Below are 11,531 nucleotides of genomic sequence, written 5' to 3' on the forward strand. Positions count from 1 at the left end.
GGTCGCCCCTGCGGGTAGGACGTGTCGGCCGACCGCGCGTATCGGGCGGTCCGCCGACTCGCCGACCCGGAAGCCCGCGCGGCTGGCCCGGTCCGCCGCCCGGACCCGCCTGTCGCGCACCTCCCCGACCAGGGGATTCCGCCGCGTACGGCGCTCCGCACCCCCTCGCCCACGGCGGACGGCATGGGGCGTGGGCGCCTTAAGGGGCCAACCGGTCCCCCGGCGGGAGGCCACCCGTGGTGCTACCGGCTCGCCGCCGCCATCGCCGCGCCCACGATTCCCGCGTTGTTCTGCAGCTCCGCCGGGACGATCTCGGCCCTGATGCCCTTGATCAGGGGGACGAACTTCTCCGCCTTGCGGCTCACCCCGCCGCCGATGACGAACAGCTCGGGCGAGAACAGCATCTCCACATGGGCCAGGTACTTCTGCACCCGGTGCGCCCAGTGCTGCCAGCTCAGGTCCTCGTCGTCCTTCGCCTTGGTCGAGGCGTGGGTCTCGGCGTCGCGGCCGTGGAGTTCCAGGTGGCCCAGCTCCGTATTGGGCAGGAGACGGCCGTCCACGAAGAGCGCGCTGCCGATGCCCGTGCCGAACGTCAGCATCATCACCGTGCCCTTGCGGCCACGGCCCGCCCCGAAGGTCATCTCGGCGACCCCCGCCGCGTCCGCGTCGTTCAGCAGGGTCACCGGAGCGCCCCCGAGACGATCGCTCAGCAGTCCGGCGGCGTCGCGGTCGATCCAGCCTTTGTCGACATTGGCGGCGGTACGGGTGACACCGCCGGTGACCACCCCGGGGAAGGTGATGCCCACCGGCCCAGGCCACGCGAAGTGCTTCACCACCTCGGCGACGCCGTCCGCCACGGCGTCGGGCGTCGCCGGGTGCGGGGTCAGGACCTTGTGGCGCTCCTGCGCCAGCTCGCCTCGCTCCAGGTCCACGGGAGCGCCCTTGATGCCGGATCCACCGATGTCCACTCCGAACACGTTCATGGGTCCAACGTTACGGGCAGCTCCCGGCTGTCACTCGCCGGAGGGGGCGGGAGAGGCGGCACCGGCCGTCTGGGCCATCAACGCCGCCGCCTCCGCGCGCAGATCGCGGCGCAATTCCTTCGGCAGGGAGAAGGTGATGGACTCCTCGGCCGCCTTCACCAGCTCCACATCCTCGAACCCGCGCCGCGTCAGCCACTCCAGAACGCCTTCGACCAGGATGTCCGGGACGGAAGCGCCCGAGGTGACGCCGACCGTGGAGACGCCCTCCAGCCATTCCTCGTCGATCTCGTCCGCGAAGTCGATCAGATGTGCGGCGCCCGCGCCCGCGCCGAGCGCGACCTCGACGAGCCGGACGGAGTTCGATGAGTTCTTCGAGCCGACGACGATGACCAGGTCGGCCTCCGCGCCCATCTGCTTGACGGCGATCTGGCGGTTCTGGGTGGCGTAGCAGATGTCGTCGCTCGGCGGGGAGATCAGCTGCGGGAACTTCTCCTTAAGGGCGTCGACGGTCTGCATGGTCTCGTCGACGGACAGGGTGGTCTGGGAGAGCCAGACGACCTTCGACTCGTCGCGCACCTCGACCTTCGCCACATCGTCGGGGCCGTCGACCAGGGTGATGTGGTCCGGGGCCTCGCCGGAGGTGCCGATGACCTCTTCGTGGCCGTCGTGGCCGATGAGCAGGATGTCGTAGTCGTCGCCGGCGAAGCGGACGGCTTCCTTGTGCACCTTGGTGACCAGCGGGCAGGTCGCGTCGATGGTCGCGAGCCTGCGGTCGGCGGCCTCGTCATGGACGACCGGGGCGACTCCGTGGGCGGAGAACATGACGATCGATCCCTCAGGGACCTCCGCCGTCTCCTCGACGAAGATCGCGCCCTTCTTCTCCAGGGTCTGGACGACGTACTTGTTGTGGACGATCTCGTGGCGGACGTAGATCGGCGAGCCGTACTGCTCAAGGGCCTTCTCAACAGCGATCACGGCGCGGTCCACACCCGCGCAGTAGCCACGAGGAGCGGCGAGCAGGACGCGGCGAGCGGGAGGCGTAGCAGTCATACCCACCATCGTAAGGCCGCGCAGAAGAGGCGGGACATGACCGACTGGGGGAAGACTGTGACGGTATGCGACGGACGGAGGGCAGATGGCGTCGGCACACAGGCCCGAGCCGGGCACCGGGGTGGGCAACGAGGTGGGGACCGGCGAGGGCGGACTCCGCCGCACGCTGGGCTTCCGGGATCTGGTCGTCTACGGACTGCTGTTCATCGCGCCCATGGCGCCCGTCGGCGTCTACGGCACGCTCGACGCGAAGTCCCACGGTGCCGTCGCGCTGGTCTATGTCGTCGCCACGATCGCGATGGCGTTCACCGCGCTCAGCTACGCGCAGATGGTGCGCGTCGCCCCTCAGGCCGGTTCGGTCTTCACCTACGCGCGCAAGGGGCTCGGCGATGGCCCCGGCTTCATCGCCGGGTGGATGGCGCTGCTCGACTATCTCCTGATTCCCGCCGTCGCCTATCTCTTCTCCGGTATCGCGATGGAGGCCCTGGTTCCGGAGGTGGACCGGTGGGTGTGGACCGGGATCGCCGTCGCCGTGACCACGCTGCTCAATCTGTGGGGCGTACGGGCAGCGGCCCGGGTCGGCTTCGCGGTCCTGCTGATGGAGATCCTCGTCCTGGTGGTCTTCGTGGTGTCCGCTGTGGTCGTTCTCGTACGGGACGGGGCCCAGCGCGGCTGGCTCTCACCGCTCACCGGTGACACCGCCTTCTCCATGACGGCCGTCTTCGCCGCGGTGTCGATCGCGGTGCTGTCGTATCTCGGCTTCGACGCGATCGCCTCGTTCGCCGAGGAGGTGACGGGCGGCTCGCGGAAGGTGGCGCGGGCCGTGCTGTTCTGTCTGGCGCTGGCCGGCGTGCTCTTCTTCGTACAGACCTATCTGGCGGCGTTGCTCGAGCCGGTCTCGTCGGCGGAGCTGGCGGCGGATCCGGCGAGTCAGGGTGCCGCCTTCTACAACGCGGTGGACGCGTCGGTGGGGACCTGGCTGCACGATCTGATCGCGGTGAGCAAGGCGATCGGGGCCGCCTTCGCGGCACTGGCGGGCCAGGCGGCGGCGGGCCGGCTGCTGTTCGCGATGGCCCGGGAGCGTCGGCTGCCGCGCGCCCTGGCCCGTACGGACTCGGGGGTGCCGAGGGTCGCGCTGGTGCTGGCCGCCGTGGTGAACCTGGTGGCCGCGGTGTGGGCGGCGCGGCGGGACGACGGTCTGGACCATCTGGTGTCGGTGGTCGACATCGGGGCGCTGACGGCGTTCGTCCTGCTGCACGCGAGCGTGGTCGGCTGGTTCGTCGTCCGCCGGATGGAGGGCCCGCCGGACTGGCTGCGCCATCTGGTGGTGCCGGTCCTGGGCACGGCTGTACTGATCGCGGTGATCGTGGCGGCGTCGGGGTCGGCGCAACTGGTGGGTGTGGTGTGGCTGGGGGTGGGGCTGGTGGTGCTGTGGGGGCGGTCGGGCGGATCGGGGCTGCCGGGAGCACCGGAGGCACGGGAGGTACCAGAGGTACCGGGAGCGTCGGAACGGTCAGGAGGGCCGGAAGGGTCCGAAGGGCCGCCCCAGGGCTCAGGAGGGTCGTAGCGGACGGCGGGCGCGCGGCCCCGGCCCGTACGGGCAGTGCGGCGCGCTCCCGGCCCGTACGGCAATGCGGCGTCCCGGCCGTACAGCGGGGACGCTCCCGGCCGTACGGCGGTGCGGCGCGCTCCCGGCCAAGGCACCGGGACGCGCTGCACGGCCACGGCACCGGGACGCGCCGTACGGGCGGGGCCCGTTGTCGTACCCGGCCGATACGCTCGTTCGTATGGCTCTCAACACGTCCCCGGACGCCCCCGTCCCCGTCGGCGAGGTGTCCCGGCTCATCGGAGGGTGGATCGACCGGCTCGGGGCGGTCTGGGTGGAGGGGCAGATCACCCAGCTGTCCCGGCGGCCGGGGCAGGGGGTCGTCTTCATGACCCTGCGGGACCCGTCGTACGACATCTCCGTGAGCGTCACCTGCTACCGGCAGGTGTTCGACGCCGTGGCCGATGTCGTGGCGGAGGGCGCGCGGGTGGTGGCCCACGCCAAGCCGGAGTGGTACGCGCCCCGGGGGCAGTTGTCGCTGCGGGCCGTGGAGATACGGCCGGTGGGGATCGGCGAGCTGCTCGCGCGGCTGGAGCAGCTGAAGCGGACCCTGGGGGCGGAGGGGCTCTTCGCCCTCGACCGGAAGAAGGCGCTGCCGTTTCTGCCGCACCGGGTGGGTCTGGTGTGCGGGCGGGCGTCGGCGGCCGAGCGCGATGTGCTGGAGGTCGCGCGGCGGCGCTGGCCCGCCGTCCGCTTCGAGGTGCGCAATGTCGCGGTGCAGGGTGTGCACGCGGTCTCCCAGGTCGTCCAGGCGGTCAAGGAGCTGGACGACGTCCCGGAGGTGGATGTGATCATCGTGGCGCGCGGCGGCGGCAGTGTGGAGGATCTGCTGCCGTTCTCGGACGAGCAGCTGGTGCGCGCGGTGTCCGAGTGCCGTACGCCGGTGGTGTCGGCGATCGGCCATGAGCCGGACTCTCCGCTGCTCGACCTGGTCGCCGATCTGCGGGCGTCGACGCCGACGGACGCCGCGAAGAAGGCCGTGCCGGACGTGGGCGAGGAGCTGGACCGGGTGCGGCAGCTCAGGGACCGTTCGCTGCGTACGGTCCGGGCGCTGCTCGACCGGGAGGAGCGGGGGCTCGCCCATGCGCTCGGCCGCCCCTCGATGGAGCATCCCCACCGGATGGTGGACGAGCGGGCGGCGGAGGTCGACGCGCTGCTCGCCCGCAGCAGACGGGTGCTGGGGCATCTGCTCGACCGCGCCGACTCGGAGCTGTCGCACACCCGGGCGCGGGTGGTCTCGCTCTCCCCGGCGGCCACGCTGGAGCGGGGTTACGCGGTGCTCCAGCGGGTGGACGGCGCTGTGGTCCGCTCGCCGGAGGAGGTGACGGCCGGGGACGAGCTGCGGGCCCGGGTGTCGGACGGCGAGTTCGCGGTACGGGTGGCCGAGTGACCCCAGACACCCTCAGCCCCAGCAACCACCCGACACACACAGCACACCCGGCACACCCGGCACAGACGGCGCAACGGACCTCGGACCTCGGACCTCGGACACAGGAAACGGATCACATGGCTGCCAGGACAGAAGACTCGGCTCTCGGCTACGAGCAGGCGCGGGACGAGCTGATCGAGGTCGTCCGCCGGCTGGAGGCGGGCGGTACGACGCTGGAGGAGTCGCTCGCGCTGTGGGAGCGCGGCGAAGAGCTGGCCAAGGTCTGCCGCCACTGGCTCGAAGGCGCCCGTGCCCGGCTGGACGCGGCGCTGGCCGGTCCCGAGGGTCGCGAGGGCGGTCCCGAGGACGGTGAGAAGTCCGCGGCTGCCGGAGATTGACGCAGGTCACAGGGGGTTTCCGGAGGGCGCGGAGGCCCGCTCGGATGTGAGGCGCCTCACGATCAGACAGTTGGTTGAAATTTAATCAACCTGAGTTCGGTTGGACGGGGTCGTACCGACAGCGCCATCCGCACCGAAAGGCACGACCGTATGAGCCTCGTCCTCGACCCCACCGCTCAGGACCTCCTCTTCCGTGAGGCACGCACCGCGAACGCCTTCACCGACGAGCCAGTGACCGAAGAGCAGGTCCAGGCGATCTACGACCTCGTCAAGTTCGGGCCGACGGCCTTCAACCAGAGCCCGCTGCGAGTCGTCCTCGTCCGCTCCGACGAGGCGCGCGAGCGGCTGGCCCCCCATATGTCGGACGGCAACCGGGCCAAGACCGTCAGCGCGCCGCTCGTCGCGATCCTAGCCGCGGACAATGAGTTCCACGAGAAGCTCCCGGCACTGCTCCCCCACTTCCCGCAGGCCAAGGACGTCTTCGCCGAGCGCCCGTTCCGTGAGCAGAACGCGAGCCTCAACGCCGCGCTCCAGGCCGCGTACTTCATCGTCGGCGTCCGCGCGGCCGGTCTCGCCGCCGGGCCGATGACCGGCTTCGACTTCGCGGCCGTCCAGAAGGAGTTCCTGCACGGCGACCACACCCCGCTGATGATCGTCAACATCGGCAGGCCGGCCGCCGACGCCTGGTTCCCGCGCTCCCCGCGGCTCGCGTACGACGAGGTCGTGACCACCGTCTGACCGGACCCGGCCGGACGCCCGGCTTCCGCGCGGAAGCCGTACGGAGCCGTTCGGAGCCGTACGGAAGTCGTATGCACCGCCGGGCCGTCGCACCCACGGAAGGGGCGGCGGCCCGGGCGCGTACGAGGGGCGGCACGGGCCCACCGGGGCCACGCCAGGTACCGCGCGCCGGACCCAGAGGCCAGGACCCAGGGGCCAGAGGCCAGAGGCCAGAGGCCAGAGGCCAAGGCCCCGAGCGCAGTTCGCCGCGCGTCAGGACGGCAGCGGCTGCGGCTTCGTGTCCAGGGCCGCCGCCATCTCGGCCAGCCGCTCCCAGGACGCCGTCCCCGTCACCACCGTCGTCGAGCCCTTCTCCTGCCGGACCAGGGCGTCGTACTTCTCGCCCTCCCAGCGCTGCCAGGTCACACCCTTCACCTGCTGCGTCCCGTTGGTCTTCGCGGCGCGCTTGGTGACCTTCGAGACGTACTTGGCCGTGACCTGGGTCGACTGCTCGACCGCCACATACTGCCGGTCCGGGTCGAGGAACCCGAGGTGCCAGGCATTGCCCTCCGCGCCCCGGTAGTCGACCGACGTCGCCTTCCATCCCTCAGGGAGACCGTGGGGCGCGAGCACCGGATACGGGGCCGCCCGCTTGGCCGTGATGTGCTCGATCCGGTAGTCGACCGGCTTGATCGGGTCCTTGCTGTCGTCGTGCGGGAGGAAGAGATAGATCACCCCGGCGACGGCTCCGATGGCCGCCATCGAGAGCACCATGTCCCGCACCGTCTGCTTGCCTCGCATACCTGCCACGCCCCCCATCGTCGCATCAAGGGTGCGTGCTCAAACGTGGGCCCCTCTGCTCATTTTATCGACGTACCGATAGAGTCACATCACCCTCTATCCGGCCGTCGTCGTACAGAAAGGTGCGCTCCGATGACCGAGCACAACTTGCCGTCCCAGCTTGAGGTCTCCCCCGAAGCTCCCGACCGCAACCTCGCCCTGGAACTGGTCAGGGTCACCGAGGCCGCCGCCATGGCCGCGGGCCGGTGGGTCGGGCGCGGCGACAAGAACGGCGCGGACGGCGCGGCCGTCAAAGCCATGCGCACCCTCGTGCACACCGTCTCCATGAACGGCGTCGTCGTCATCGGCGAGGGCGAGAAGGACGAGGCGCCGATGCTCTTCAACGGTGAGCGCATCGGTGACGGGACCGGCGCGGAGGTCGACATCGCGGTGGACCCGATCGACGGGACGACGCTGACGGCGAAGGGTATGCCCAATGCCATCGCGGTTCTGGCGGCAGCCGACCGCGGGGCGATGTTCGACCCGTCCGCCGTCTTCTACATGGACAAACTGGTCACCGGTGCCGAGGCCGCCGACTTCGTCGACATCAACGCCCCGGCGTCCGTCAACATCCGGCGCGTCGCCAAGGCCAAGGGCAGCGCCCCCGAGGATGTGACGGTCGTCATCCTCGACCGGCCGCGCCACGAGAGCATCGTCAAGGAGATCCGCGACACCGGCGCGCGGATCAAGTTCATCTCCGACGGCGATGTCGCCGGAGCGATCATGGCGGTCCGCGACGGCACGGGCGTCGACATGCTCATGGGGGTCGGCGGCACCCCTGAGGGCATCATCACCGCCTGTGCGATCAAGTGCCTCGGCGGCACCATCCAGGGCAAGCTCTGGCCGAAGGACGAGGCGGAGCGGCAGCGGGCGCTGGACGCGGGCCACGATCTCGACCGGGTGCTGGCCACGGACGACCTGGTCCAGGGCGACAACGTCTTCTTCGTCGCGACCGGCATCACGGACGGCGAGCTGCTGCGCGGAGTGCGCTACCGCGGCGAGACGGCCACCACCCAGTCGCTGGTCATGCGCTCCAAGTCGGGCACCATCCGCCAGATCGACTCGACGCACAAGCTGTCGAAACTGCGCGCGTACAGCCAGATCGACTTCGACCGCGCCCAGTAGGCGCACGGCGCGCACGGCAGTCGGAGGGCATACGGGAGGGGTCGCCCCAGTGCGGTGGGCGACCTCTTTCCATGTGTACTACCTGCTGTACGGGCCTGCGGTGCGTGTTGGCGGTGCGGGCCTGCTGTGCGTGCCTGGCGTACGGACGACTTGGCGGGGGTACGGCTTGCCCGCGGGCGGCTCCGGCGTGCGGCTCGCCAGGGGTACGGCGGCGCAAGGGGCGTACGGCGCGTACGGCCAGTACGTCCGCCGTCAGGCCGACATCAAGCAGCCGTCAGGCCGCCGACTGGGACTTCTTGACGTCGACATCCCGCCGCCTGCGCCGCGCCAGCACCACCCGGCGCTCCGCCGCGGTGAGCCCGCCCCACACCCCATAGGGCTCGGGCTGGAGCAGTGCGTGCTCCCGGCACTCGACCATGACGGGACAGCGGGCGCAGACCCGCTTCGCGGCCTCCTCCCGGGACAGCCTCGCGGCTGTGGGCTCCTTCGAGGGGGCGAAGAACAGTCCGGCCTCGTCCCGACGGCACACCGCCTCCGCGTGCCAGGGTCCGTCCTGGTCTTCCCTGGCGGGGACCCGCTGGGGCGGAACAGCGGTCACCTGCAAGGACTGGTACGGCAGTTGCAGCACGGTCTACTCCTGACGACGGCTTCGCGAGCGAGAGACGATGCAGCTCTCCCTACCCGCTGTGCGCACGCCTATGCACTGAGTGGCACCCGGTTCCCGCCCTTCAACACCACGCGCGGGCGCTCACGGCCGGAATGCGCTCCGGGGGCGGAGCCGTCAGCCCAGATACTTGCGCAGGCGACGGTGAAGATCGGATACCCGGCGACCGCGCTTCGGCTTGGCCTCCACATTGCCGAAAACCGAATACCCGTTGACGACCACCACGGGGGCGTCGGGGTGGCCCGCCTCCAGGGTGCGCACCTCGAAGTTGCCGAAGATGCCGCTGCCACTGCCGCGCAGGGTGATGTTCTCCGGGACCCGGACCTCGACATGGCCGAAGATCGAGGTGGCGTTGATCACTGTCAGGCGCTGCTCGAACAGCGCCTCGGTGAGATCGATCTCGATACTCCCGAACAGCGAGAAGGCGTTGGTGCGGCGGCCCACCCGCCACCGACCCTTGCGGATCGAGCTGGAGAAGACGGCGACCAGGTTCTCGGTGGACCCGGCCGCCTCATCGGAGGCGCCGGAGCCGCCGGAACCGTGGGCGTACGCACCGGACTCGGGGCTCTTGCGGGCCGGGGGCAGATCCCGGACGAGCGGCTGGAGTTCGCCCACGGTCTTGGCGCGGTAGACGGCGTCGATCCGCTCGGAGTGCTCCTCGGCGTCCAGCCTGCCCTCGGCCATGGCGTCCCGGAGGATGTCGGCGATCCGGTCGCGGTCGGCGTCGGACGCCCGGATGGCATCGGCGGCGCTGGGGACGGCGGGCTCCGCGGGGACGACAGGCTTCTGGGGGTGCTTTTCGAGGTCCACGCCGCCAGCGTAGCGAAACGCGATAGATCGCGACTAGGGGCAACACCGCGAGGACCCCGGGGGATCACACTCCGCTACTGAGCCCTACCTCACCTCCAGGGGGGCGCGGGCGCGTTCTACGCTGGACGCCCGATCGCTGTCCCCCGTGTCCACGTGTCCGCCGTGTCCGCCGTGTCCACGTGGACACCGTGTCCCCCGTGTCCGCCGAGTGAGGAATGGCCTCCATGCCCCGTCTCTCCCCCCCGCCCAACCCGGCGTTTGCGTACGCCGACCTGCTCCCTCTGGGCGAGGACACCACGCCCTACCGGCTGGTGACCGCCGAAGGCGTCTCCACGGTCGAGGCCGGCGGGCGTACGTTCCTCACCGTCGAGCCGGAGGCGCTGCGCAGGCTCGCCGCCGAGGCCATGCACGACATCTCGCACTATCTGCGGCCCGCGCACCTGGCCCAGCTGCGCCGGATCGTGGACGATCCGCAGGCGTCGTCGAACGACAAGTTCGTCGCGCTCGACCTCCTTAAGAACGCGAACATCGCGGCGGCCGGGGTGCTGCCCATGTGCCAGGACACCGGCACGGCGATCGTGATGGGCAAACGCGGACAGAACGTCCTCACCGAGGGCCGGGACGAGGAGGCCCTGTCGCGCGGCATCTTCGACGCGTACACCAAGCTCAATCTGCGCTACTCCCAGATGGCTCCGCTCACCATGTGGGAGGAGAAGAACACCGGCTCCAACCTGCCCGCGCAGATCGAGCTGTACGCGACCGACGGCGGCGCCTACAAGTTCCTGTTCATGGCCAAGGGCGGCGGCTCCGCGAACAAGTCCTTCCTCTACCAGGAGACCAAGGCGGTCCTCAACGAGGGCGCCATGATGAGGTTCCTGGAGGAGAAGATCCGCTCGCTCGGGACGGCCGCGTGCCCGCCGTACCACCTCGCGATCGTCGTCGGCGGCACCTCGGCGGAGTTCGCGCTCAAGACCGCGAAGTACGCCTCCGCCCACTATCTGGACGAGCTGCCCGCCGAGGGTTCGCCCACCGGGCACGGCTTCCGGGACAAGGAGCTGGAGGAGAAGGTCTTCGAGCTGACCCAGCGGATCGGTATCGGCGCGCAGTTCGGCGGCAAGTACTTCTGCCACGATGTACGGGTGGTGCGGCTGCCCCGGCACGGCGCGTCGCTGCCGGTCGCCATCGCGGTGTCCTGCTCGGCGGACCGGCAGGCCGTGGCGAAGATCACCGCCGATGGGGTGTTCCTGGAGCAGTTGGAGACCGACCCGGCGCGGTTCCTGCCGGAGACCACGGACGAGCACCTGGACGAGAGCGGCGATGTCGTCCGGATCGATCTCAACCGTCCGATGGACGACGTGCTGGCCGAGTTGACGAAGTACCCCGTCAAGACCCGGCTCTCGCTGACCGGGCCGCTGGTCGTGGCGCGTGACATCGCTCACGCCAAGATCAAGGAGCGGCTGGACGCGGGCGAGGAGATGCCGCAGTACCTCAAGGACCACCCGGTCTACTACGCCGGCCCGGCGAAGACCCCTGAGGGGTACGCCTCCGGTTCCTTCGGCCCCACCACCGCCGGGCGCATGGATTCCTACGTGGAGCAGTTCCAGGCGGCGGGCGGGTCCAAGGTGATGCTGGCCAAGGGGAACAGGTCGCGGCAGGTCACGGACGCCTGCGGGACGCACGGCGGGTTCTACCTGGGGTCCATCGGGGGGCCGGCGGCGCGGCTGGCGCAGGACTGCATCAAGAAGGTGGAGGTCGTGGAGTACGAGGAGCTGGGGATGGAGGCGGTGTGGCGGATCGAGGTGGAGGACTTCCCGGCGTTTGTTGTCGTCGACGACAAGGGGAACGACTTCTTCACCGAGCCCGCGCCCGCGCCGACGTTCACCTCGATCCCGGTGCGGGGCCCCGGCCTCGGCTGAGCCCCTCCCGCCGGGGCTCCGCCCCGGACCCCGCGCCTCAAACGCCGGCGAGG

The 11,531-nt window shown here is 70.5% G+C and carries 11 protein-coding genes; 6 read left to right on the plus strand and 5 right to left on the minus strand.

Annotated features, from left to right (window positions below; translation table 11 throughout):
• Nucleotides 1–242 precede the first annotated feature (242 nt).
• Nucleotides 243–983 carry a polyphosphate--glucose phosphotransferase gene (gene ppgK / locus ACWF94_RS20180; protein ID WP_453489880.1) on the minus strand — a complete coding sequence of 247 codons (741 nt, stop codon included), beginning with the start codon at nucleotides 981–983 and terminating at the stop codon, nucleotides 243–245.
• 30 nt (nucleotides 984–1,013) lie between these two features.
• On the minus strand, nucleotides 1,014–2,042 hold the full coding sequence (locus ACWF94_RS20185) for a 4-hydroxy-3-methylbut-2-enyl diphosphate reductase (RefSeq protein ID WP_453489883.1): 1,029 nt from the start codon (nucleotides 2,040–2,042) through the stop codon (nucleotides 1,014–1,016).
• A 76-nt stretch (nucleotides 2,043–2,118) separates the two neighbouring features.
• Between ACWF94_RS20185 and ACWF94_RS20190 the strand changes: the two genes are divergently transcribed.
• From ACWF94_RS20190 to ACWF94_RS20205, 4 genes are all read left to right on the plus strand, one after another.
• A complete protein-coding gene (locus ACWF94_RS20190; RefSeq protein ID WP_453489886.1) occupies nucleotides 2,119–3,600 on the plus strand; it encodes an APC family permease in 1,482 nt (493 codons plus the stop codon).
• A 220-nt stretch (nucleotides 3,601–3,820) separates the two neighbouring features.
• Nucleotides 3,821–5,029, plus strand: a complete 1,209-nt coding sequence (gene xseA, locus ACWF94_RS20195; RefSeq protein WP_453489889.1) for an exodeoxyribonuclease VII large subunit — start codon at nucleotides 3,821–3,823, stop codon at nucleotides 5,027–5,029.
• Between the two features lie 116 nt (nucleotides 5,030–5,145).
• Nucleotides 5,146–5,406 (plus strand): exodeoxyribonuclease VII small subunit, encoded by a 261-nt coding sequence (locus ACWF94_RS20200; protein ID WP_453489892.1) that lies wholly within the window; start codon nucleotides 5,146–5,148, stop codon nucleotides 5,404–5,406.
• 150 nt (nucleotides 5,407–5,556) lie between these two features.
• Nucleotides 5,557–6,144, plus strand: coding sequence for a malonic semialdehyde reductase (locus ACWF94_RS20205; RefSeq protein WP_453489894.1), 588 nt, complete (start codon nucleotides 5,557–5,559; stop codon nucleotides 6,142–6,144).
• A 252-nt stretch (nucleotides 6,145–6,396) separates the two neighbouring features.
• Here ACWF94_RS20205 and ACWF94_RS20210 read toward each other — a convergent pair whose 3' ends face one another.
• Nucleotides 6,397–6,933: a DUF4245 domain-containing protein gene (locus ACWF94_RS20210; RefSeq protein WP_453489897.1), complete on the minus strand. Its 537-nt coding sequence runs from the start codon at nucleotides 6,931–6,933 to the stop codon at nucleotides 6,397–6,399.
• A gap of 123 nt (nucleotides 6,934–7,056) precedes the next feature.
• Here ACWF94_RS20210 and glpX point away from each other — a divergent pair, with 123 nt between their 5' ends.
• Nucleotides 7,057–8,088 (plus strand): class II fructose-bisphosphatase, encoded by a 1,032-nt coding sequence (gene glpX, locus ACWF94_RS20215; RefSeq protein ID WP_453489900.1) that lies wholly within the window; start codon nucleotides 7,057–7,059, stop codon nucleotides 8,086–8,088.
• A 274-nt stretch (nucleotides 8,089–8,362) separates the two neighbouring features.
• On the opposite strand, the gene ACWF94_RS20220 is transcribed toward glpX, so the two are convergent.
• Nucleotides 8,363–8,716, minus strand: a complete 354-nt coding sequence (locus tag ACWF94_RS20220) for a WhiB family transcriptional regulator (protein ID WP_347729791.1) — start codon at nucleotides 8,714–8,716, stop codon at nucleotides 8,363–8,365.
• A gap of 153 nt (nucleotides 8,717–8,869) precedes the next feature.
• Nucleotides 8,870–9,562, minus strand: a complete 693-nt coding sequence (locus ACWF94_RS20225; RefSeq protein WP_453489904.1) for a DUF1707 SHOCT-like domain-containing protein — start codon at nucleotides 9,560–9,562, stop codon at nucleotides 8,870–8,872.
• A gap of 224 nt (nucleotides 9,563–9,786) precedes the next feature.
• Between ACWF94_RS20225 and ACWF94_RS20230 the strand changes: the two genes are divergently transcribed.
• A complete protein-coding gene (locus ACWF94_RS20230; protein WP_453489907.1) occupies nucleotides 9,787–11,478 on the plus strand; it encodes a fumarate hydratase in 1,692 nt (563 codons plus the stop codon).
• Nucleotides 11,479–11,531: the final 53 nt, after the last annotated feature.

It is taken from the genome of Streptomyces sp. NPDC055078 (genome assembly GCF_053607985.1).

What these genes read in the sequence shown, in the direction of transcription:
- ppgK (WP_453489880.1), bottom strand. Translation starts at nt 983, where the DNA reads ATGAACGTGTTCGGAGTGGACATCGGTGGATCCGGCATCAAGGGCGCT.
- ACWF94_RS20230 (WP_453489907.1), top strand. Translation starts at nt 9,787, where the DNA reads ATGCCCCGTCTCTCCCCCCCGCCCAACCCGGCGTTTGCGTACGCCGAC.
- xseA (WP_453489889.1), top strand. Translation starts at nt 3,821, where the DNA reads ATGGCTCTCAACACGTCCCCGGACGCCCCCGTCCCCGTCGGCGAGGTG.
- ACWF94_RS20190 (WP_453489886.1), top strand. Translation starts at nt 2,119, where the DNA reads ATGGCGTCGGCACACAGGCCCGAGCCGGGCACCGGGGTGGGCAACGAG.
- glpX (WP_453489900.1), top strand. Translation starts at nt 7,057, where the DNA reads ATGACCGAGCACAACTTGCCGTCCCAGCTTGAGGTCTCCCCCGAAGCT.
- ACWF94_RS20205 (WP_453489894.1), top strand. Translation starts at nt 5,557, where the DNA reads ATGAGCCTCGTCCTCGACCCCACCGCTCAGGACCTCCTCTTCCGTGAG.
- ACWF94_RS20200 (WP_453489892.1), top strand. Translation starts at nt 5,146, where the DNA reads ATGGCTGCCAGGACAGAAGACTCGGCTCTCGGCTACGAGCAGGCGCGG.
- ACWF94_RS20185 (WP_453489883.1), bottom strand. Translation starts at nt 2,042, where the DNA reads ATGGTGGGTATGACTGCTACGCCTCCCGCTCGCCGCGTCCTGCTCGCC.